The organism is Streptococcus sp. V869, from assembly GCF_054353515.1.
In genome coordinates, this window is sequence record NZ_JBTHHW010000001.1 from 621,105 (window position 1) to 643,801 (window position 22,697).

Sequence of the window (22,697 nt, forward strand, 5' to 3'; positions counted from 1 at the left end):
AAACCCCAATCATTCCGACTGGGGTTTTTAGTCTCGCATTTAAGAGCTTTACATAATAAAAATAAGAGGCCCTATGGACCTCTTATTTTTTTGGATTCTTAAACAAGATTTTATTGAAGCTTACACTTAATGTTTCTTCTTTTTAAGCAGATAAGCTGCAAGACTAACTCCAGTAAGAGCTAAGATTAGGCTAAGAATAGATTCAGTTGAACCAGTATTTGGCAACTCAACTTTCTTCTTCGGTTCTTCAGTTGTTGTAGTTGGAGGAATACTTGGTTCATGTTTATTTGTCAGAACAACATTACCTTGACCGTCATCGGTTTTCGTCACTTGGTAACCTGTTGGAACATCGACTTCTTCCACCATGTAGGTGATAGCTTTGCCCTTGACATTTTTGTCTAAGTTCGCAAAGGTATGAGTCCACTTGTTCTCAGCTGACAACTCAATGACTTCACCAGATTTCTTACCATCCGCATAAAGTTGGACTTTCACACTCTTCGGACGAAGGCCATCTTTGTCCTCTTGGTCATCCCACTGTTTGGTTACAGAGAGGGTGGTCTTACCTGGAGTGTGTGTATTGGTAATAGTATAGCTTTCTTGGTCAATGCTTGGTGAATAATTTTCAACCTTTTCTTCTTGAAGGGTGTAGACGATTTCCTTGCCATCCTTAAACTTAGGAAGGCCAGTAAAGGTTTCTTTCCAATCGGTCTCGCTTGTAATATCTTTGCGAGCCACTTCTACACCATTGGCCAGAAGCTTCACAGTGATTTTAGCTGGACGAAGACCATCTTGGTTGTCATTGTCCACCCAGATCTTAGTGACTGGAATATCCACCGTACTTGGAGTGTGCGTGTTGGTCAAGACGACATCACCCTTCTCCTTGCTCTCTTCTGTTACGGTGTAACCTTCCGGAACGTCCACTTCTTTCACAGAATAGTGAATAGCTTGTCCGTTTGCTTTTTCAGCAAGTTTCTCAAAGGTATGAGTCCATTTATTGTCTGCAGATAAGACAACTTCCTTGCCTAGCTTTTGATCACCTGCATACAATTGGACGCGAATTTCTTTTGGACGTAGGCCATCTTGGTTATTAGCGTCATCCCATTTCTTGGTGACCTTGACCTGAGTGACAGTTGGCTCATGCTTATTGGTCAAGACAAGATGTGCTGGATCCTTGTCATCGATTGAAAGAGTATAGCCTTCTGGGACATTCTCTTCTTTTACAGTGTAGTTAAGGGATTTACCAGCTACATTTACATCAAGGTTTTCAAAGGTTCCATACCATTGATTAGCTTCTGACAATTCCAGAGTCTGGTCTGTAGGTGCACCATCCTTATAGAGTCTAACCGTAATTGATGCTGGACGAATACCATCTTGGTTGTTGGCATCATCCCATTTCTTAGTTACTTGAACTTTAGTCTTAGAAGGAGTGTGGGTATTCGTAATCACTACCTGACCTGGATTGGTTGCTTCAACCGTTTGAGTATAACCTTCTGGCACTTCTGTTTCTTTCACTGTATATTGAACAGCTTTGCCATCTTTTTTCTCATCCAAATCAGAGAAGGTGTAAGTCCATTTGTTGTCTTCAGAAAGCTCTACTACTTTACCTAATTCTTGACCATCGGCATAGAGTTGAACCTTGATAGTCTTAGGACGAAGGCCATCTTGGTTTTCTGAATCAGCCCATTTCTTAGTCACTGTTAAACTAGTTTTACCTGGTTTGTAAGTGTTTGTGATAGTTGTACCGTCGATAGCTGTTGAGTAGTTTGCTACAGTATCTTCTGTCACAGTGTAGATGATTTTTTGACCTTTTTTATAGACTGGTAGGTTTGTGAAGGTATGACTCCATGTTTCACCCTCACCAGAAACTGTTGCTGTTTGGACTTTCTCACCATTAGCTAAGAGATGAACTGTAATGCTGGCAGGACGGAGACCGTCTTGATTTTTAGCATCATCCCAAACTTTTTTCACAGTTACTTCTGTTGTTTCAGGAGTACGCTTATTGGTAATTGTTGCTTTTCCATCTACAAACTGAGCTTCTTCTTTATCAACTGTGTAATAAGTTGGTACTTTAACTTCTTTTACTGTATAGCTGATGAGGTTGCCATTACTATCTTTATCTGGAAGATTGCTAAAGGTTACTTTCCAGTTATTTCCTGCTGAAAGGGCTACTGGTTTTCCTTCTGCTGTTCCATTCTTGTACAATTGGAACTCAATTGATTCAGGACGAAGACCTTCTACGTTGTCTTGGTCATCCCAAACTTTAGTCGCTTCTAGATTGAGATATTTGATATCATTCTCATTTGTGATTAGTTTTGGTGAAGCTTTTGAACCAATAGCTTCTCCGTCAATTGTGACATGATAGATCTGTTGATCTGCATCGTAGGACACCACGACTGCATGCTCAGTCTCATCCAACTTATAGTTAGTTGGTGCTTTAGTTTCTTTAAGAGTATAAGTTCCTTCTGTTAAGGTTGTAAAAGCAACATTTCCATCCTTATCAGAAACTTGGGTCGCAAGGACTGCACCACTAGCATCCAATAAATTGAACTCAGCACCAGCTAATCCTTTGCTAGTATCGTCTTTATCCACTTTCTTCACATGGAAGCTAGCGGCAAAGATTTGAGAAGTTACTGTGTTAGACTCACGGTTTCCTTCATGACCTTTAGCCTTGTAACCAAATTGGTTATGAGCTTGTACTACACCTGAACGGCCACCGTTGTCCTTGTTGTCTTCTGTACGATCTAGCATCAATTGTTTAACTTGCTCTGTCAATTCGCTTGGATTGACAACAGGTACAGCAATATCTACTTGGCTACGAGCAGCAATCGTTGTTCCTTCGTTGGCAACAATCTTAATTCCTGTTACTTTACTATAGTCTGTGATATCTGCTGACCAAATATCTTTATCTGCAGCTTGTGCCATGGTACTAGCTGTAACTGTGGTGTCTGTTGTGTAGTATGCTGTCCATCCTTCTGGAGCAGTGATAGGACCACGAAGACTAACTGTATATTCTGTCTTACGGGCTGAAGCATCCAGTGTATTGACATCTCCTACTTTAGGAAGAACGTCATAGATAACCGTATTTTCAACAGGGTTATCTGTATTATTTTTGATTGTTAATTTATAATTGAAGGTTTCCCCTGGTTTAAAGGTACGAGTTACTGTTGAGGCATCAGACAAGTCATCGTTTTTGGCAATGAACTTACGAGCATAAACACCTTCAGCTGCAACAATGGTATAGTTTGATTCTGCATGAGGAATCTTATCCGTTGTCGAACCATTGTTGTTTAAATCATAGCTATCTACTGCAACTGTATTCGGGTTAGCAGTTTCTAGATCCCAAAGGCCTTCTCCTGCAAGATAGATATGATTGGTAAAAGTTCCACCTTCGGCTTTCCCTTTTAGTTTGGTATAGATGAATGGCAAATTAGCCTTGCCACCAGTCTCTAGGGAGCGTTTGATAAATTCCTTTTGATCCAAATGGATAATCAAGGCAGAACGTCCAGAGTTATGGTAGTTTTCAATGACCTCATAGGATTTGTACCAAGGGGCATAAAAACGAGTGTTATTCTTATCAAAATATTGATCTAGATAATTGAAGTCAATTTCCAGCGTATTTGGGTCAAAGAGATCAATAACACGCAAGTCCTTGTAATCCTTACCTGGATCTAAGCGAACATTATTAGTAGATAGGGCAAAACGAATGGTTTTTCCATCTGTGAATTGGACATTGTTATAATCGGTATTCTTAGTCAGTTCAACATTTTCTGTCAATGGAAGAAGCTTGAACTGCCATTTAGCAGATTGGTCTCTGTCTGCTCCTGATTGAGTTTTGTAAGTAATGCGACCAGTATTTTCATAGGCATTCTTGCTATCATCGTTCTCGTCGTATTGGGTCTTTTCTGGATCCTTGAAGGCAGTATAGGTAGCAATATAAATCCCTTGACCAGATGGAAGTTCGAAATCATCTTTCATCTCCAATTTCCAGCCAACGACAGTTCCGTATTTGGTCAAATCAATGCTTCCAAATCCATCCTTATCTGCCTCTGGTTGGATTTCTTTAGTAGAACCATCTTCCATTGTAAGGATGATACGTTTCACATATTGATTGATCAGAGGTCCATTTCCATAGATCCCAATCATCATGCGAGAATATTCAATCTTAGTAAACTTCAAGCGAGAGTCTACTTGCTCATCATAAAATACGATATTCTTTTGAGCAAATGGTGTGACGTTATTGTATTTCAATAGCCACTTATAATTAGCTGCCTTGTAGTCTGTCGAATCGTAGACATTACCTTCAGCTTGTTTGGCAAAAGATCCTTTTCCTTCCAAGTCACGCGAAGTGAGTCGGAAGATGAGAGAATCTTCAGCCGTTACATCCGGTTCTCCCTCACCACGTTCCGCAGGAATCCCCACGACAGACGCAGTATTGGTCAAATCTTTCACTAAGACATCTTCTAAGGTTTGGTCTTTTTCCATGACCAAGTCTGGGAATTTCAAGTACAAGAAACTCTTGTCTTGGATCTGTTGCATCAAATCAGAATGGTAGCTTTGAAGATTGGTATTTGCATTTGCTACAAAGGTTTTTGAAACCGTACCATCCCCATTGTCGACCCAGCCTTCAGATTTTTCCGTATCTAGAACCGCTGTACGAGTTTTTCCATCTTTGTCCGTATAGGTTGGCAGTTTATCTGTGATCGTTGCAGATTCCAGCTGGCGATAGCTACCGTTGTACTGTCCACGCATCCCATCTAACAAGAAGGCAAATGGAACTGAAGTAGCTTTTTCAATATACTTTTTACCATCAGCTCCTGTTACGATACCTGGAGATGCTTCTGCATAGTCTTTAGACATGGTCGCATCATAGTTCTGATTGATAAACTTGGTCAAGGTATAGTCCTTGTATTGAGGTTTCCAGGTAATACTATTTAAGGCAGTTTCAGCACCATTAACATTCAATTTCCCTGTGATATCCATCGAGTAGTTTGTAGGAGGAAATCCTAGCTTAAACTTAGCGATGAATGGTAGTGTCAACACCTCTGACTTTTGGTAATTGGTGAAATGTAGGCTGATTTGGTAATCATCTCCCACCTTGGTCACTGTTGGTTCATCATGTTGAGAACTACTAGTGAATTCTGGAACACTAACTTCCGATAAGTATTTCCCAGGTAGGACTACATTCACCATTACATCATTGATATCTGTCGTCAGATTTTTTGGGGTAATCTGAATATAGCCAGACATGGTATCAGATGTGTTATAGGCCATACCACCCGGATGCTCTTGTTTATCTCCGTACAAGAGACTAACATCTAAGGCACCATTATCTCCGACTGCTAGTTCTTTTGCCAGGACTGATACAGCTCCTTGACTCATTTGCCCTAGCATCATTAATATGGTGAATAGGACAAAACCTTTTCTCAAGAAGGCTTTCCATAAGGAATTTTTCCTGTTCATCATTCTTCTCCTTTATATTAATTGAAACACATTGGCTCAAATTAATTTTATCACAAATAAGATATTTTATCTACAAAAATTATACATTTTTTATATCCAGAGTACATTTTTTTGATTTTTACGTATTTTATATACATTTACTTTTAGGTGATAGATAAAAATTACTCTAAACAAGACCAAAATAAACAAAAAAATCTACCAAAATTGGTAGATTTTTTATATTACAATTTACCTGCTACAGCATCCAACAATTCTTGAATGTTCGCTTGGTTGCTTCCTCCTGCCATGGCCATGTCTGGTTTACCACCACCACGTCCATCAACGATTGGCGCTAATTCTTTAATCACATTACCTGCATGCACATCTTTTGTCTTGCTGGCTACAAGGACATTGACCTTATCACCGATAGCTGCGACAAGAACAAGAACATCAGAGTAATCTTTTTGTTTCCAGTTATCCGCAAAGGTACGAAGGGCACCTGCATCTGATACTGAAACTTGGCTGGCAATGTAACGGTGGCCGTTTGCTTCTTGAACATTCTTGAAGACGTCACCTGCTGCCGCTGCTGCTGCTTTTTCCTTCAATTCTGCATTTTCTTTTTGCAATTGACGGAGTTGCTCTTGAAGTCCTTCGACTTTGTGAGGTACTTCTTTGAGTTGAGGAGCTTTCAAGGTTGCTGCGACTGCTTTCAGTGCATCTTCTTGTTCACGATAAGCTTCAAAGGCTTCCTTGCCAGTCACTGCCAAGATACGACGAGTTCCTGATCCGATCCCTTCTTCCTTGACAATCTTGAAGAGACCGATTTCAGAAGTGTTACCTACGTGAGTACCACCACAGAGTTCCACTGAGTAGTCACCAATCGTTACAACACGAACTTCCTTACCATACTTCTCACCAAAGAGGGCCATAGCTCCCATTTTTTTGGCTGTATCAATGTCTGTTTCAACAGTCTTGACTGCGATGGCTTCCCAGATCTTCTCATTGACTTGTTGCTCAATAGCGCGCAATTCTTCAGGAGTCACGGCTTGGAAATGAGTGAAGTCAAAACGAAGGAATTCTACTTCGTTGAGTGAGCCTGCTTGAGTAGCATGATGTCCAAGGATATTGTGAAGAGCCGCATGGAGCAAGTGAGTGGCTGTGTGATTCTTCATGACACGGTGACGACGATTGCTATCGATGGCCAAAGTGTATTCTTGGCTCAAAGCAAGCGGTGCAAGGACTTCAACAGTATGAAGAGCTTGTCCATTTGGTGCTTTTTGAACGTCTGTTACAGTCGCTACGACATTTCCTGCAGCATCCAAAATTTGACCATGGTCAGCTACCTGTCCACCCATTTCAGCGTAGAATGGAGTTTCTGTAAAGATCAGTGATGCAGTTCCTTCTGCTACAGCTTCTACTTCTGCATTATCCGCTACGATAGCCACCAACTTAGAAGACAATTGGCTAGCATTGTAGTTGAAGACACTCTCGACTGTAATGTTTTGAAGGGTTTCATTTTGCATCCCCATAGATCCGCCTTTGACAGCAGACGCACGCGCACGTTCTTGTTGTTCCTTCATAGCTGCTTCAAAACCTTCACGATCTACAGTCATTCCAGCTTCTTCTGCGATTTCTTCTGTCAATTCTACTGGGAATCCGTATGTATCGTAGAGTTTGAAGACATCTTGACCAGCGATGACCGTTTGACCTTTTTCTTTCAAGTCTGCTACGATAGTTTCTGCAAAGTGTTGACCTGAGTGAAGGGTACGAGCAAATGACTCTTCTTCGCTCTTAACGATTTTTTCAATAAAGTCACGTTTTTCGAGAACTTCTGGGTAGTAGCTTTCCATGATCTTACCAACAGTTGGAACCAGTTTGTAAAGGAAAGGCTCATTGATACCCAATTTTTGACCATGCATAGAGGCACGACGGAGAAGACGACGAAGGACATAACCGCGTCCTTCATTACCAGGAAGGGCACCATCACCGATAGCAAATGAAAGAGAACGGATGTGGTCAGCGATGACCTTGAAGCTCATGTTGTCGCCATCTTGGTCGTAAACCTTACCAGACAATTTCTCCACTTCGCGAATGATAGGCATGAAGAGGTCTGTTTCAAAGTTTGTCTTAGCACCTTGGATAACAGCTACCAAACGCTCCAAACCAGCGCCCGTATCAATGTTTTTGTGTGGCAATTCCTTGTACTCGCTACGAGGAACAGCAGGGTCTGCGTTAAATTGTGACAAAACGATGTTCCAGATTTCGATATAACGGTCATTTTCGATATCTTCTGCAAGTAAACGAAGGCCGATATTTTCTGGGTCAAAGGCTTCCCCACGGTCAAAGAAGATTTCTGTATCGGGTCCAGAAGGTCCAGCACCAATTTCCCAGAAGTTATCTTCGATTGGGATCAAATGACTTGGATCCACGCCCACTTCAATCCAGCGGTTGTATGAATCCTTGTCATCTGGATAATAAGTCATGTAAAGTTTGTCTTTAGGGAAGTCAAACCACTCAGGACTTGTCAAAAGCTCATATGCCCATGTAATAGCTTCATCACGGAAGTAATCCCCGATTGAGAAGTTCCCCAACATTTCAAACATGGTATGGTGACGGGCCGTCTTCCCTACGTTTTCGATATCGTTGGTACGGATGGCTTTTTGAGCATTGGTAATACGTGGATTTTCAGGTTTGATAGTTCCATCGAAGTATTTTTTAAGAGTGGCAACCCCTGAGTTGATCCACAAAAGCGTTGGGTCGTTTACTGGAACCAAGCTAACGGATGGTTCAACTGAGTGGCCTTTTGTAGCCCAGAAATCAAGCCACATTTGGCGGACTTGTGCACTAGATAATTGTTTCATATGTATCTCCTTTTTACTAATTTGATTGGCTTTCTAGCATTTCCACATAGTCGATAGCGACACAGAGGGAAATGACTAGGTCTGCATAAGATTCGTCATAGACGGTTACGGTATAGGTAGAAGTTAAATGGAAGAGTTCCTTAGCAATCTCCGCAATCACTTGATCACGATCATCGAGGAGTTTAAAGTTTAAATCCCAGATATTTCCTTCTATACGAAGACCGAGGTTGTCAAACTCATACTTATCTTTGAAGAAAGTCAACTTCTTTCGGATATAAAAATGATCTCCATTACTGAGTTGAATCTCAAAGCGTGGCATGAAGGTCAAGATTTCTTTACTAATCTCACTGACCTGATCACCCGCTACATCATAGATGGTAAAGGTCTTTGGAATCTGAAAAAATGAACCCTCAACCTGATAGGCGACATTGCCCATTTCATCTTTAATATCAAAGCGTTCCCCACCTAGTCGAAATTTTTGTTTGACAAGAAATCTTCTCATAAGCACCTCCAAAAATAAAAGACAAATCCATATCACGAAGGGCGAAAAACCGCGGTACCACCTTCATTCAATGAACTTGTCATTCTTGATTCTTATGCAATTGTTACAATCGAGTAGCATGATTTTCTATCTTAGATGGCTCGCAGCACCGCCAATTCTCTGAACTAAGATGGAGAGAAAATCAATTCTCAACTCTAGTATTATACCGTTTTTGGAAAGGTTCGTCAAGGTTAATGGCAATGAATCATAAATTTAGCTTTAAATTTCTTAATTTACCTAGAGCGGCCTTGTGATGTTTGAGTAGTTTTGGGCTTATATATTGAAATTTTAATTCGTGTATTGTTCAAATCTACACCTTCACCTGGTTTTGGACTTTGGCTAACTACGGTCTCTTCAGCAGTTCCTTCTGGAGCTGTGGAGACTTCTACAACTTCAATATTAGCCTCTTTTACACCTACTATCTGAATCAAGTTATTCTTGGTAAATTCAAGGCTTGATCCAATATAACTTGGCATAGGAACTCTTGTTACCTTCTTGGCAACGGTCAAAGTAATCTCCGTCGCCTTACTAAGATCATAAGTGGTTCCTTCTGGCAGACTCTGTCTCATAACAAGTCCTGCCTCTGTTTCACTTGATTCTTCTTCTACAATCTTAATAAGATTTTCAGGAATTTTTTTCTCCTTGAGCTCAGCAACCACATCTATTGATTTTCGGCCAATAAAGTTTCCAATATATACTTTTGTAGCTTGTGGTCTAGTAGTGGGAGATGTTGTTGATCTTTGTTTATCTTGAGATTTACTAGTACTAGGTGAACTTGTGGTTGTTGAACTAGTCGAGGTTTCTGAAGTAGTTGGTTGAGTTGAATGATTATTACTGTTATGAGTATAAGATGATTTAGACTTGGTCATACCTATGAAAAAAGTTCCAATTATCGCTAATAAAAGAAAACTTATAGCCATTCCGAAAAACCACTTTATTCTACTTACTTTTTGTCTACGACGCTCTAATAATTCATTCTGTTCCCTTTCTTCCTGTTGTTTTAATTGAAATTGCTCCGCAGCCAAACGTTGTCGTTCTATTTCTCTCTCTTTCTCAAGTAAATACTCATCATATTCAGCTTCTGCTTCTGCTAGAAGTATCTGTATCCTAACTCTCTCGTCTTCTGATTCAGCTTTAGCCCACAGTTTTTTTAAATCAAAAATATTATCTTTATATTGTTGTTCTATACGTAATTCTAACTCTCTTTGATGACGAGATTTTTCATCCCGTTGTCTCTGACGTTCTAACTCATTTCTCTCTTTTAATGTTTCTTGTTGCTCTCGAGCAAGACGATTTTGTTCATCTAGTGCTGCCTGTTGCTTTTGGTTAGAAAACTGCTGTTCCCATCTCTGCTGTTCCAACAAGTTATTTTGTCTTTTTAGCTCTTGATTCAATTCTTCTTCTCGACGAGCTTTTTCCCAATCATTCAGACTATTCATATTCCCTCCTAGTTTGCATTATAACCATGTTCCCTAGATTTTAAAACTTCTTTCCACCAGGACTCACGTTTTAAAACAAACTTATCATCTATTTTTCCGTTATAGTTTTCCAATACAGAGTATTGAAAATTTTCTTTAACGTAATTCAACCCTTGTTTTTCAACTAAAATCCTAAGTTCTTTATTGCTACCATGTCCATTATCCACATAGGATTGCCAACGTTGTAAAAGCATACCGTAGTTTGAAGTTGCTGAGCCTACATATAATTTACCATTCTGCTTATCCGTAATAAGATAAACAGCTTTTTGATTTTCTAAAGCGGTTATCCAATCTTTTTTTCTCAAACGTAAAATCAATTCTAATTCTTTGTAAGATAAAGAAATATTATCATATCCCGGAAATTCTTCTCCTCCAAATGAATCTGATAACAATTGCTCTACCACAAGTTTTTCCTTACAAGTTGTATACTTTAGAACTGAACCCCTAGATTCTTTTCTGTAACGAATAATTAGACGACCAAAAAGGGCTGAATATTCCTTTAATTCAATTCCTTCATAATTTTGTCCTCCAGTAACAAAAAGTTCCTTACTCACTTCTTTTATAGTAGTTAATAACCATTTGTTATTATCAATCTTAATGAAATTTATGACAATATCTCCAACATTGAAATAGCGCTTATTTGTTCTCCAAAATAAGTTGTAGTTATTAATTATTTCTTCGTCTCTCAAATAGGTCTGAATTGGATTTTCACCCGTCCAATTATTAAATTTTACCTTGAATTTTCTCTGATTTTGCTCACTTATATTCAAAATATCGTTTAACTTTATATCCATAACAAACTCTTCCCCATAATATTTACTTAACTTTACATTTCTCATATATTATTATACAAAAAGGCGTAGTTATGGTCAAACTTTAATAAGTTTGATTTATTAATTTCATCATAAAAAACGAACCAGTTTAACTGATTCGTTTTCTTTTATATAGTCCTACTTCCGATACATTTTAAACTGTAGGAAGAGGTCACTGTAGACTCCTGTCCATTTATGGTCAAATTTCTCATAAACTTCAAGGTGTTTCATGGTATCTGCATCTGGATAAAAGGACTTGTCCTCTTTTGTCTCCTCTGGGAGCATTTCCTTAGCAGCATTGTTTGGTGTTGAATAGCCAACATACTCTGCATTCTTGAGAGCATTTTCAGGTTTCAACATGAAGTTGATAAAGGCATAAGCTGCATCTTGGTTCTTGACAGTTTTAGGAATAACCATGTTGTCAAACCAGAGGTTACTTGCTTCTGTCGGCACAACATATTTGAGGTTAGGATTCTTTTCCAACATCTGGCTAGCTTCTCCTGAGAAGGTCACACCGATAGCAGCATTGTTCTGAATCATGTATCCCTTCATCTCATCGGCTACAATTGCCTTGATGTTAGGAGTCAGCTCATACAGTTTATCAACCGTTTGTGATAGTTGCTCTGGGTCTTTTGAGTTGAGGCTATAGCCTAGTGAGTTAAGACCTAAACCAAGTACCTCACGCGCCCCATCAAAGAGCATAATAGAATCCTTGTATTCTGGTTTCCAGAGGTCGTCCCAATGTTCAGGTGCTTCTTCTACCATAGTTTCATTGTAGACAATTCCCAAAGTCCCCCAGAAGTATGGGATAGAGTACTGGTTATTTGGGTCAAAGGACTGGTTGAGAAACTCTGGACCGATATTCCCAATTCCCTCAATCTTACTATAATCCAGTGGAACCAAGAGGTCTTCATCCTTCATCTTGTTGATCATGTACTCACTTGGGATGGCAATATCATAGGTTGTCCCACCCTGCTTGATTTTCGTGTACATGGCTTCGTTAGAGTCAAAGGTTTCGTACTGGACTTGGATTCCTGTTTCTTCCGTAAATTTCTCCAGAAGTTCAGGAGCGATATAGTCTCCCCAGTTGTAGATAACCAGCTTTTGACTATCTCTACTATTAATTTTACTGTCCAAATGGTAGGAAATTCCCCACAAGACAAGGATAATCGCTAAAATTCCAGCTAAAAATGAATAGAGTCGTTTCATGCTTGCTCCTCCTTCTCACGTGAAATGAAGTAATACCCTACAACCAGGATAATACTAAAGAGAAAGACCAAGGCTGAAAGAGCATTGATTTCCAGCGAAATTCCCTTACGAGCCCGAGAGTATATCTCGACTGAGAGGGTTGAAAAACCATTTCCCGTTACAAAGAAGGTTACGGCAAAGTCATCCAATGAATAGGTGAAAGCCATAAAGTAACCTGCAATGATAGAAGGCGTCAAATAAGGGAGCATAATTTCCTTAAACATTTGGAACTGACTAGCCCCAAGGTCATAGGCCGCATGAATCATATCGCCGTTCATTTCCTTGAGACGAGGCAAGACCATGAGCACTACGATTGGAATCGAGAAGGCAACGTGACTGGAAAGAACTGTCAGAAAACCAAGTGAAAACTTGAGCTGTGTAAAGAGAATCAAGAAGCTGGCGCCAATCATAACGTCGGGTGCAACCATCAAAATGTTATTGAGAGATAGAAAGGCTTCTTGGTACTTTTTACGTGATTGGTAGATGTAGATAGCACCAAAGGTACCAATCACTGTCGCAATCAGGGCTGATAGAAAGGCTAGTAAAAAGGTCTGAACCAAGATGAGCATGAGTCTCCCATCTCCAAACATGGTTTCAAAGTGAGACAAACTAAAGCCTGTAAAGCTATTCATATCATCCCCTGCATTGAAGGCATAGCCGATCAGGTAAAAGATTGGCAAATAAAGGACGATAAAGACAAAGGCTAGGTAAAGATTTGCAAATTTTTTCATCGTTCTCTCCTTTCCTTAGTCACCCACATAGTGATAAACATAGTCAGGATAAGAACCACACCGATAGTTGAACCCATGCCGTAGTTGTCATTGGTCAAGAAGTTCTGCTCGATGGCAGTCCCCAAGGTAATCACTCGGTTCCCCCCAATCAAACGCGTCAACATGAACACACCCAAACTTGGGATAAAGACAGACTGTACTCCGCTTCGCACCCCGTTCATAGACAGAGGGAAGATGACATGACGGAAGGTTTCCCACTTGGTCGCACCAAGGTCATAGCTGGCATTGATGAGATTGTTATCCATATCATCCAAAACATTGAAGATGGGCAAAATCATAAAGGGAAGCTCGATATAGCTTGCGACAAAGATAAATGAGAAATCTGTAAATAGCAACTGCTGAGAACCAATTCCGATAAACTCTAGGAATTGATTAATAGAGCCGTTTTGACCAAAAATTCCGATAAAGGCATAAGCCTTGAGCAGTAGGTTGATCCAAGTTGGCAAGATGATTAGCATGAGCCAGAGTTGACGGTGTTTGAGACGAGTCAAAAAGAGGGCTGTTGGATAGCTGATAAGTAGCGTCACTAGAGTTACAATCCCAGCATAAAGAACAGAGTTAAAACTCATTTTGAGATAGGTTAAGTTTTGTGACGCAAAATAGGATTTATAGTTTTCTAAACTAAACTGACCTTCGATGTTGAAAAATGATTGTCCAAAAATCAAGACCAAGGGTGCCAATACAAAGAGGGCAATCCAAAGCATGTAGGGCACTACAAAGAGTTTAGAGGTTGTTTTCTTCATCTCTTTCCTCCTCAATAGCGTTAATCAAACCTGCTTCTTGCTCTTCGATTTCTACGTATTCTTCGATACGAGCATCGAACTCTTCTTCTGTTTCATTGAGACGCATGATGTGGATGTCTTCTGGCTCAAAGTCCAGACCAATTTCCTCACCAACGATGGCCTTACGAGTTGAGTGGATCATCCATTCATTACCAAGTTCGTCATAGGCGATAATCTCATAGTGAACCCCACGGAAGAGCTGCGTATCGACCTTCACTTGAAGTTTTCCTTCTTCTGGCAGAGTAATGCGCAAGTCCTCTGGACGAATGACGACTTCGACTGGTTCATTTGGCTTCATCCCACCGTCGACCGCTTCAAATCGTTTGCCATTGAACTCAACCAAGTAGTCCTCAATCATAGTACCTGGTAGGATATTTGATTCCCCGATAAAGGTGGCTACAAAGTGGTTGATAGGCTCGTCGTAGATATCAACTGGTGTGCCAGACTGAACAATCTCACCGTCATTCATGACAAAAATCCAGTCACTCATGGCCAGGGCTTCTTCCTGATCGTGGGTAACAAAAACAAAGGTGATCCCCAAGCGTTGTTGGAGTTCACGGAGTTCGTATTGCATGTCTGTTCGCAACTTCAAATCAAGTGCTGACAAGGGCTCGTCCAAGAGTACCACACGAGGTTGATTGATAATCGCACGCGCAATAGCTACACGCTGACGTTGTCCTCCAGATAACCTACGGATAGAACGTTTTTCATAGCCTTCAAGCTGTACCATCTTGAGAACTTCTAAGACACGTTTTTCGATTTCTTTTTTATCGACCTTACGCAATCGCAATGGAAAGGCAACATTTTCAAAGACATTCATATGTGGGAACAAGGCGTAAGATTGGAAGACCGTGTGAACATCACGCTTATTGGTCGGGATGTCATTGATACGAACACCGTCTAGCAAAATATCACCCGTCGTTGCGTCTAGCAAACCTGCAATGATATTTAGGATGGTTGATTTTCCTGAACCAGAAGCTCCTAGCAGTGTATAAAATTTCCCTTCTTCCAACTCAAAGTTAATATCCTTGAGAACCTTAGTGTCACTATCTTCAAAAACTTTAGAAACGTTTCTGAATTCGATAATTGGTTTTTTCAATTCCTCTAAATTCCTTTTTCTTCGTAAATTAACAGATTGGGACCTTGTTAAATGCTAGCAATAACTGTAAGGAATTGACCCAAACCATATCTAGCGATAAAATCCCAATCTTTGTATAATGTGTAATAATAATGTTATTCGTGTTCACCCAAGATACGAACTTCTCGCTCTAAGGTAACACCTGAATGTTCTTTAACTTTTTCAATGACAGACTCAATTAAGTCTTCATAATCTCGAGCTGTCCCATCGGCTACATTAATCATAAAGCCCGCATGTTTTTCCGAGACTTCGACACCACCGATACGGTAGCCCTTCAAACCAGCTTCTGAAATCAATTGTCCTGCAAAATGCCCAACCGGACGTTTAAAGACAGAACCACAAGAAGGATACTCCAACGGTTGTTTGAGTTCTCGTAAATGAGTCAAGCGTTCCATTTCTTGTTTGATAGTCTCATAATTTCCTGGAGATAGTGCGAATTTAGCTGATAAGACGACTGCTCCAGATTCTTGAATGGCTGAATGACGATAACTAAAGGCTAAGTCTTTGGCAGATAAAGTCTCGATTTCACCATCTTTTGTTAAAACCTGACACGATTGCAAGATATGAGCAATCTCACCACCATAGGCACCAGCATTCATAAAGACAGCACCACCGACGCTTCCTGGAATTCCACAAGCAAACTCAAAACCCGTCAAACTATGGCGGAGAGCAATACGAGTGGTCTCAATCAAGTTAGCTCCCGCTTCTGCTTCAATCGTGTAACCATCGACCGAAACATTGTTGAGCTTGTCACACATGATTACAAAGCCACGAATTCCACCGTCTCGGACGATAATATTACTGGCATTTCCAAGAACCATCCATGGGATATTTTCTTGATTAGCAAACTTAACCACACGGGCCATCTCATAATGATTACGAGGAAAAGCTAAGTAATCCGCCTTCCCTCCAACTTTGGTATAGGTATAAGTTTTCAATGGCTCATCGAATCGAATATCAATTCCTTCTAGGTTTTCTTTTAATTTATCTAATACAGTCATTTTTCTTATCCTTTTATAAAATTCATTCCATTATACCATTTTTAGCGATTTTTTTCGATGATTTGATGAGCTTTTTCTCTGACAATATTAAAAAGAGGCTAGGCCTCTTTTAGTTTATTGTTTTTTATAAAAAATTGACTTTGTAAAGTATACAAATAAAACAACTTCCACTGCTAACAATCCTTCGACAAGAAGCGGATTTGAAATCCAACCAACCTGTGAAAGACTTGGAGCCAAATCAAATAGGGCATGTAGACCATAAGCAGCTACTAAGTAAATCCAATTCTTTTGACGAACTGCTTGATAAACCCAGAAAGAAAGACCGATTTGCATCACCAGAGCAAGTATACGTTCAACACCTAGTAAATAAACCTGCCAAGCAGATAGAGATTGAACTGTTTCGAGTGTAGTTTTTGGAAGGAGATTCGCTACATCGGGATTTGAAGACTCTAATAATGATAGGAGGATCAAAAGACTAATCAAACTTCCCATTCCGAGGTAGAGCAACTCCAAACCTCCATGTCCCAACCCATAAGCTAAGGCATCTGAATCTTCTAAGTTTCTCTTCTTCTCTAACCATTTAAAGAAGACAAGTCTAGCCGTTTCTTCAAAGATAGCTGCCATAGTAATTCCATAAAGGACATATAAAAAAGGGTGCTCCTGCATGAGCGAAATGGTTCCGTCTTTTTGTGGATGAAGCACCAAAAGGTGAACGATTTTCTCCAAGACTTGAGAAGAAACAAAGAATGCCACTGCCCCAAGACCTAGTACCGAAAGGTTAATCTTGTATTTCTTTTTTGCATACCAAATGGCTGCTATAAGAAATACAACTAAAGCTATCATAGTAATTATTACATGAATTTTCATACTTTTCTCCTTTTATTCAGCCTGATCGATATCTTTTTTCATCTCATCTACATTAAACTTAGCAAAGAGGTACTGACGATCCTGGACAGGGAAACGTTGATCCAGCTGGTCAACAGCACCTACCTCTACAATTCCTTCCTTGATAACAAAGTCCATAACGTGGCCACCAAAGGTTAGGTCATCTGAGATAAAGTGCAAATGATAACCAGCAACACTGACGCCATGGAAAATTTCAGGTGTCCAGAAACCAACAATTGTTCCTGAAACATTGTCACAGCTATATTCAGGTTGATGAGTTGCAACCTCAGCAAACTTCGTTTCGCTTGTCGATTTTGGAATCATACGAACATGCATATGTTTAAAATCACCATGAATTTTAATCGAACGAAATAGGTTTTCCCCATCATAGTAGGACTCAATACGTTTTTCAAGTTCCTGATCAGTCATTTCAAAACGCTGACGAAAAATAACTTCTGCCTGGTGGGGTACAACTGCCGCATAAGGAATCAGAGCATCTGGCGACACTTCAACGATTTCAGGTTTATCACCTGACCCCTTAGCTTGATAAGCCTTTCCATCTAAGACAATTAACTCTCCATCAATAGAATCTAGGGTTCCTAGTCCTAAATCTCCATGTTCAAGCAATTCACCAACGGTCATAGTCCCACCGTAAAGTCCAGCCATCAAGGCTCCCAAAGTATTGTATTGGAATAATTTCACTGGTTCTTGCACCTTCATCATCTCACTATTCTTTGAAAATTTTACTTACTAAGTATATCACATTTCTGATTAGAATTGAATGCTAGACTGCCTTTTAATACTTAATGAAAATTAAAGAGTAAACTAGGAAACTAGCCGCAGGTTGCTCAAAGCACTGCTTTGAGGTTGTAGATAGAACTGACGTAGTCAGCTCAAAACACTGTTTTGAGGTTGTAGATGGAACTGACGTAGTCAGTAACATATATACGGCAAGGCGACGTTGACGCGGTTTGAATTTAATTTTCGAAAAGTATAACATTGCCAAACTTTTTAAAAAAAGGTACAATGTAACAAAATCAAGAGAGGTCTGGGATGAAGCAAGAAAGCAAGTACGAACAAGTCATACACTATCTAAAAAATAAGATAGAATCAGGTAGATTTGCGACAGGAAGTCGCCTGCCATCTATTCGAAAACTCAGTCAAGATTTCCACTGCAGTAAGGACACTATTCAGCGTGCACTCATGGAACTTCGATACGAGAAATACATCTACTCCAAACCTCAAAGTGGTTATTATGTATTGGAGCAACAAACCAGTCACGAAGACCTCATTATCTCCGTTAACGATGAACATGTGGCTGCCTATGATGATTTTCGGCTTTGCGTCAATGAAAGCTTGATTGGACGAGAAAATTATCTCTACAACTACTATGAAAACCAAGAGGGACTAGAAGAATTAAGAAAATCTGTTCAGACATTACTTTTTGATCAAGCGATTTATAGTAAAGCAGATCAGTTAGTCATGACATCTGGAACCCAGCAAGCACTGTTTATTCTTTCTCAGATTGATTTTCCAGGTCAAGCTCAGGAAATACTGGTTGAACAACCGACCTATCATCGAATGAATCAACTACTACTAGCTCAAAACATTCCCTATCAAACCATTGAACGTCGGGTGGACGGTATTGATTTAAACGAACTTGAAAAACAGTTTAAGAGTGGAAAGATTAAGTTTTTCTATACTATTCCCCGTTTTCATTATCCTCTGGGCCATTCCTATTCCGAGGAGGAAAAACTTGCTATCCTTGACTTAGCAGCTAAATACCAGATCTATATCGTTGAAGATGATTATCTGGGAGACCTAGATCCTAAGTTAGGACAAACCTTTCATTATCTGGACCAAAATGATTTAGTCATCTATATCAAGTCATTTTCTACAAGTATCTTCCCCGCACTTCGAATCACTGCTCTCATACTTCCAAATGCTATTAAAAATGCTTTTGTGGCCTATAAAAACATTCTGGACTATGATAACAACCTTATCATGCAAAAGGCCTTATCTCTTTATATTGATAGTCAACTCTTTGAGAAAAACAGACTAGCAAGATTGGCACTTCAGGAGAAAAGTCAGGAGCACATCCAACAACTTTTAAATAACTATCCCATTTCCTTGCCAATCTATTCTCTCCATGATGGAGTCTTACTTGATCTTAGAGACTATCCTAAGATTGCAAGCCTCAAACATAGCTCTTTAAATCTAGACTTTTTCGAATCGTCCTACATTGAGACTTGCCCTTATCAATTTGCTAAGGTTCCTTTAGAAAATCTTGAAACAACATTAAATTACTTAAAAACAGAGAGTGGGACAGAAATCGGTAATTCGTTAGAATTCGATTTCGTCGTCCCACCTCCGCACAGTTGAGTAAGGCTGTAAAAGCTGATGAAATCAGCGTAGTAGAGCCCACTCAACCACTGCGTCTTGCTTGATAATCCAATGACAATTGAGAGGCTAGGACTTTTGTCCCAGCCTCTGTTATTATTTTATTGTTCAACCTCTGTTAGCTTAGCAGCTTTTTCAAGATATTTTTGATAAGTTCCGTCATCTTTCAATTTTTGAATGACTTTATCAACTACTTCCTTCAAATCTGAATTGCCTTTTTTGATAGCTACAGCATTTGCTTCGCCTTCTTTCATGGCCAAGCTTACTGTAGCAACAGCCAAATCAGAGTTTTTACCAGCATAGCTTAGAGCAACTGGTTCATCCATATGAACAGCATCAACCTTACCTGATTGAAGTTCATTAACAGCTTCTCCCATATTTGTCAATGAAGTCAACTGCGCTTTAGGAAGTTGCTCTTTAACCATAGATTCAGGAACAGTTCCTTTTTGAGCCGCAATATTAGCACTTGCAAGAGAATCTAAATCCTTGTATTTTTCAAGGTCAGATTTTCTGATAAGGAAGCTAATTTTGTTCTCATAGTAAGGAATTGAGAAATCAAAGACTTCTTTTCTTTCTTCAGTTGCACTGATTCCAGCAATTGCCAAATCTGCTTTACCTGTTTGAAGACTAGTCAAAACATTATCAAAACTCATGCTTGAAACTTCCAATTTTACTCCAAGTTCATCAGCAATAGCTTGTGCCATATCAATATCAGCACCGACGACTTGGTTCTTACCATCCACAAGTGCTTGGAACTCAAATGGAGCATAGTCTGGGCTTGTTGCGACCACCAATTTCCCTTTTTGTTTGATAGCCTCTACTGCAGACTGTGAGCTTGAGCTAGACGATTGGCAAGCTACTAAAAAGAAACTTGCAAGAAAACTACATAAAACAAATATCCATTTTTTAAATTTCATAAATAAACATCCTCTCTGTTAATTTTGTATAATTATAACTCTATAAAAATTGTTTGTCAAGTGTATTTTTAATATTTATTTATTTTTTTCGATTTCTTTAACAAAAAAGGAGCTTTTATTCATTATTCAGCTCCTTTTCTGTATATTTAATCAATTTTACAATTCGACAATCTTACCTGTTTCAAAGTAAACAACCCATTCACAGATATTCTTTGCATAGTCACCAATGCGCTCCAAGTAAGAAATGACTTGGAAGTAATCACGTCCTGTGACAATAGCATCTGGATTTTTTCTGATTTCTTCAGTTGCAAGGTCACGAATATTTTCGAAATAATGGTTAATTTTTTCATCCATGGTTGCAACTTCGTAGGCCTTGTCGACTGATCCATTAAGGTAAAGTTCAAGAGTTGTTTCCACAAAGGCTTTCACATCGCGTCCCATGTTTTTGATTTCTTCCTCAACTGCTGGGATACGTTGCTCACCCTTCATACGTATAGTTGCTTCTGCAATAGATACCGCATGGTCACCCATACGTTCCAAGTCAGACACTGCCTTAAGTACTGTTAAAACTGTACGCAAGTCTTGTGAAACAGGCTGCTGAAGCGCAATAATTTCAAATGATTTCTTTTCAAGTTTTACTTCATATTCGTTTACTTCTGCGTCTTCCTCGATGACTTCTTTTGCCAGGTCACGGTCGTGTGTCACAAAAGCGCGCACTGTGCGATTAATTTGGGAAAGAACTTCTTGTCCCATAGCATAGAATTGGTTGTGCAATTTCTCTAAATCTTCTTCAAATTGAGATCGTAACATCTTTTCTCTCCTTATCCAAATTTACCTGAAATATAATCCTCAGTTTCCTTGTGTTGAGGATAGAGGAACATTTCCTTGGTATCATTAAATTCAATCAAATCTCCATTGAGGAAAAATCCTGTTTTATCAGAGATTCGAGATGCTTGCTGCATAGAACGAGTGACCAAAAGCATGGTATACTTGTCCTTCAAACTATACAGAGTTTCTTCGATTTTTCCTGCTGAGATTGGGTCTAAGGCAGATGTTGGCTCATCTAAGAGGATAATCTTTGGACTAGTTGCCAATACACGAGCTACACAGACACGTTGCTGTTGACCACCTGAAAGACCAACTGCAGAATCATGCAAACGGTCCTTGACTTCATCCCAGATTGAAGCACGCTGTAGAGCCTTCTCCACAGCTTCATCCAAGATCTGCTTGTCTTTTTCCCCATTGATACGGAGACCATAGACGACATTTTCATAGATAGACATAGGGAAAGGATTAGGTTGTTGGAATACCATCCCAATTTCCTTACGTAATTCAACTGTATCGGTACGAGGGCTATAGATATTGTGACCATTATAGACCACTGATCCAGTAGTTGTCACCTCTGGATTAAGGTCACCCATTCGATTAATAGCCTTGAGCAGGGTTGACTTCCCTGATCCTGATGGACCTATAAGAGCTGTGATTTCCTTGGGTTGGAAGGATAAGGAAACACTATTCAAGGCCTTCTTTTTGTTGTAATAAACAGACAGGTCTGAAACCTGTAAAATCGGTTCTGTCATACTGCTCCCTTTCTAACCAAAGTGCCCAGTTACATAATCGTTAGTTGACTGTAGCTTAGCATTTTGGAAAATATTTGACGTTTTATCGTACTCAATTAGATCACCCAAGTAGAAAAATCCAGTGTAGTCACTTGCACGCGCAGCCTGTTGCATACTGTGGGTCACGATGATGATGGTAAAGTCCTTCTTCAACTCCAACATGGTTTCTTCAAGCTGAGCTGTCGCAATCGGATCCAAGGCTGACGCCGGCTCATCCATCAAAAGGATGTCTGGTTTTACTGAGATAGCACGAGCGATACAGAGACGTTGCTGCTGACCACCTGAAAGCGTCAAGGCTGACTTATGAAGGTCATCTTTGACCTGATCCCAGAGGGCAGCCTGACGAAGAGATGTTTCTACAATTTCATCTAGGACTTTCTTGTCCTTAACACCTGCACGTTCATGTGCAAAAGTAATATTACGATAGATTGATTTTGCAAATGGATTTGGACGTTGGAACACCATTCCGATATGTTTACGCATTTCATAAACATTGATTTCAGGACGGTTAACGTCAATACCTCGATAGAGAATTTGTCCTGTAACCTTTGCAATATCAATGGTATCATTCATACGGTTGAGACTGCGTAGGTAGGTTGATTTCCCTGATCCTGATGGACCAATCAAGGCTGTAATTTTATTTTTTTCAAATTGCATATCCACGCCCTTGATGGATTCATTCTTACCATAGTAGACATGTAAATCCTTCGTAGAGAGGGCCACTTTTTCTTCTGGAAAAGTAATGATATGCCTTTCATCCCAATTATATTTTGACATGGCTTCTC

At 39.7% G+C, this 22,697-nt stretch carries 16 protein-coding genes and 1 pseudogene; 1 reads left to right on the forward strand and 16 read right to left on the reverse strand.

What is annotated here, in order from left to right:
• Window positions 1-126 precede the first annotated feature (126 nt).
• The 12 genes and pseudogenes from ACXYSN_RS03135 to budA all read right to left on the reverse strand — a co-directional run bounded on the left by ACXYSN_RS03135 (window position 127) and on the right by budA (window position 17,699).
• Window positions 127-5,463: a Cna B-type domain-containing protein gene (locus ACXYSN_RS03135; protein WP_458636123.1), complete on the reverse strand. Its 5,337-nt coding sequence runs from the start codon at window positions 5,461-5,463 to the stop codon at window positions 127-129.
• Window positions 5,464-5,681: 218 nt separating this feature from the next.
• Window positions 5,682-8,300 carry an alanine--tRNA ligase gene (gene alaS / locus ACXYSN_RS03140; protein WP_458636124.1) on the reverse strand — a complete coding sequence of 873 codons (2,619 nt, stop codon included), beginning with the start codon at window positions 8,298-8,300 and terminating at the stop codon, window positions 5,682-5,684.
• Between the two features lie 16 nt (window positions 8,301-8,316).
• Window positions 8,317-8,802 (reverse strand): LURP-one-related/scramblase family protein, encoded by a 486-nt coding sequence (locus tag ACXYSN_RS03145; RefSeq protein WP_458636125.1) that lies wholly within the window; start codon window positions 8,800-8,802, stop codon window positions 8,317-8,319.
• 272 nt (window positions 8,803-9,074) lie between these two features.
• A pseudogene (locus ACXYSN_RS03150) lies at window positions 9,075-9,533 on the reverse strand (PASTA domain-containing protein); the annotation flags it as partial.
• A gap of 755 nt (window positions 9,534-10,288) precedes the next feature.
• The gene (locus tag ACXYSN_RS03155; RefSeq protein WP_458636126.1) at window positions 10,289-11,158 is read right to left on the reverse strand and encodes a GIY-YIG nuclease family protein; all 870 of its coding nucleotides are present in this window, start codon (window positions 11,156-11,158) and stop codon (window positions 10,289-10,291) included.
• A 111-nt stretch (window positions 11,159-11,269) separates the two neighbouring features.
• A complete protein-coding gene (locus ACXYSN_RS03160; protein ID WP_458636127.1) occupies window positions 11,270-12,340 on the reverse strand; it encodes an ABC transporter substrate-binding protein in 1,071 nt (356 codons plus the stop codon).
• A complete protein-coding gene (locus tag ACXYSN_RS03165) occupies window positions 12,337-13,110 on the reverse strand; it encodes an ABC transporter permease (protein WP_458636128.1) in 774 nt (257 codons plus the stop codon). Before ACXYSN_RS03165 ends, ACXYSN_RS03160 begins: the two co-directional genes overlap by 4 nt.
• Entirely contained in the window at window positions 13,107-13,913 is an 807-nt protein-coding gene (locus tag ACXYSN_RS03170) for an ABC transporter permease (protein WP_458636129.1), read from the reverse strand. The genes ACXYSN_RS03165 and ACXYSN_RS03170 overlap by 4 nt, the downstream gene beginning before the upstream one ends.
• Entirely contained in the window at window positions 13,894-15,051 is a 1,158-nt protein-coding gene (locus ACXYSN_RS03175; protein WP_368909656.1) for an ABC transporter ATP-binding protein, read from the reverse strand. The genes ACXYSN_RS03170 and ACXYSN_RS03175 overlap by 20 nt, the downstream gene beginning before the upstream one ends.
• 134 nt (window positions 15,052-15,185) lie before the next feature.
• Window positions 15,186-16,091, reverse strand: coding sequence for a UDP-N-acetylmuramate dehydrogenase (murB, locus tag ACXYSN_RS03180; RefSeq protein WP_458636130.1), 906 nt, complete (start codon window positions 16,089-16,091; stop codon window positions 15,186-15,188).
• Window positions 16,092-16,205: 114 nt separating this feature from the next.
• On the reverse strand, window positions 16,206-16,958 hold the full coding sequence (locus ACXYSN_RS03185) for a YhfC family intramembrane metalloprotease (protein WP_458636131.1): 753 nt from the start codon (window positions 16,956-16,958) through the stop codon (window positions 16,206-16,208).
• A gap of 12 nt (window positions 16,959-16,970) precedes the next feature.
• Window positions 16,971-17,699, reverse strand: a complete 729-nt coding sequence (gene budA / locus ACXYSN_RS03190; RefSeq protein WP_458636132.1) for an acetolactate decarboxylase — start codon at window positions 17,697-17,699, stop codon at window positions 16,971-16,973.
• Window positions 17,700-18,029: 330 nt separating this feature from the next.
• Between budA and ACXYSN_RS03195 the strand changes: the two genes are divergently transcribed.
• Entirely contained in the window at window positions 18,030-19,358 is a 1,329-nt protein-coding gene (locus ACXYSN_RS03195) for an aminotransferase-like domain-containing protein (protein ID WP_458636133.1), read from the forward strand.
• A 119-nt stretch (window positions 19,359-19,477) separates the two neighbouring features.
• Here ACXYSN_RS03195 and ACXYSN_RS03200 read toward each other — a convergent pair whose 3' ends face one another.
• The 4 genes from ACXYSN_RS03200 to pstB (ACXYSN_RS03215) all read right to left on the reverse strand — a co-directional run bounded on the left by ACXYSN_RS03200 (window position 19,478) and on the right by pstB (ACXYSN_RS03215) (window position 22,689).
• Complete coding sequence (locus ACXYSN_RS03200) at window positions 19,478-20,293, reverse strand: ABC transporter substrate-binding protein (RefSeq protein ID WP_458636134.1); 816 nt, start codon at window positions 20,291-20,293, stop codon at window positions 19,478-19,480.
• Window positions 20,294-20,449: 156 nt separating this feature from the next.
• The gene (gene phoU / locus ACXYSN_RS03205; protein WP_006150750.1) at window positions 20,450-21,103 is read right to left on the reverse strand and encodes a phosphate signaling complex protein PhoU; all 654 of its coding nucleotides are present in this window, start codon (window positions 21,101-21,103) and stop codon (window positions 20,450-20,452) included.
• An 11-nt stretch (window positions 21,104-21,114) separates the two neighbouring features.
• Window positions 21,115-21,873, reverse strand: coding sequence for a phosphate ABC transporter ATP-binding protein PstB (gene pstB, locus ACXYSN_RS03210; RefSeq protein ID WP_006150787.1), 759 nt, complete (start codon window positions 21,871-21,873; stop codon window positions 21,115-21,117).
• Between the two features lie 12 nt (window positions 21,874-21,885).
• Window positions 21,886-22,689, reverse strand: coding sequence for a phosphate ABC transporter ATP-binding protein PstB (pstB, locus tag ACXYSN_RS03215; protein ID WP_060955554.1), 804 nt, complete (start codon window positions 22,687-22,689; stop codon window positions 21,886-21,888).
• Window positions 22,690-22,697: the final 8 nt, after the last annotated feature.

Bases quoted from the DNA above. Each gene is read 5' to 3' on its own strand.
- budA (WP_458636132.1), bottom strand. From the start codon at position 17,699: ATGATGAAGGTGCAAGAACCAGTGAAATTATTCCAATACAATACTTTG.
- ACXYSN_RS03145 (WP_458636125.1), bottom strand. From the start codon at position 8,802: ATGAGAAGATTTCTTGTCAAACAAAAATTTCGACTAGGTGGGGAACGC.
- ACXYSN_RS03195 (WP_458636133.1), top strand. From the start codon at position 18,030: ATGAAGCAAGAAAGCAAGTACGAACAAGTCATACACTATCTAAAAAAT.
- ACXYSN_RS03155 (WP_458636126.1), bottom strand. From the start codon at position 11,158: ATGAGAAATGTAAAGTTAAGTAAATATTATGGGGAAGAGTTTGTTATG.
- alaS (WP_458636124.1), bottom strand. From the start codon at position 8,300: ATGAAACAATTATCTAGTGCACAAGTCCGCCAAATGTGGCTTGATTTC.
- murB (WP_458636130.1), bottom strand. From the start codon at position 16,091: ATGACTGTATTAGATAAATTAAAAGAAAACCTAGAAGGAATTGATATT.
- pstB (WP_006150787.1), bottom strand. From the start codon at position 21,873: ATGACAGAACCGATTTTACAGGTTTCAGACCTGTCTGTTTATTACAAC.
- ACXYSN_RS03135 (WP_458636123.1), bottom strand. From the start codon at position 5,463: ATGATGAACAGGAAAAATTCCTTATGGAAAGCCTTCTTGAGAAAAGGT.
- phoU (WP_006150750.1), bottom strand. From the start codon at position 21,103: ATGTTACGATCTCAATTTGAAGAAGATTTAGAGAAATTGCACAACCAA.
- ACXYSN_RS03185 (WP_458636131.1), bottom strand. From the start codon at position 16,958: ATGAAAATTCATGTAATAATTACTATGATAGCTTTAGTTGTATTTCTT.
- ACXYSN_RS03160 (WP_458636127.1), bottom strand. From the start codon at position 12,340: ATGAAACGACTCTATTCATTTTTAGCTGGAATTTTAGCGATTATCCTT.
- ACXYSN_RS03165 (WP_458636128.1), bottom strand. From the start codon at position 13,110: ATGAAAAAATTTGCAAATCTTTACCTAGCCTTTGTCTTTATCGTCCTT.
- pstB (WP_060955554.1), bottom strand. From the start codon at position 22,689: ATGTCAAAATATAATTGGGATGAAAGGCATATCATTACTTTTCCAGAA.
- ACXYSN_RS03170 (WP_458636129.1), bottom strand. From the start codon at position 13,913: ATGAAGAAAACAACCTCTAAACTCTTTGTAGTGCCCTACATGCTTTGG.
- ACXYSN_RS03200 (WP_458636134.1), bottom strand. From the start codon at position 20,293: ATGAAATTTAAAAAATGGATATTTGTTTTATGTAGTTTTCTTGCAAGT.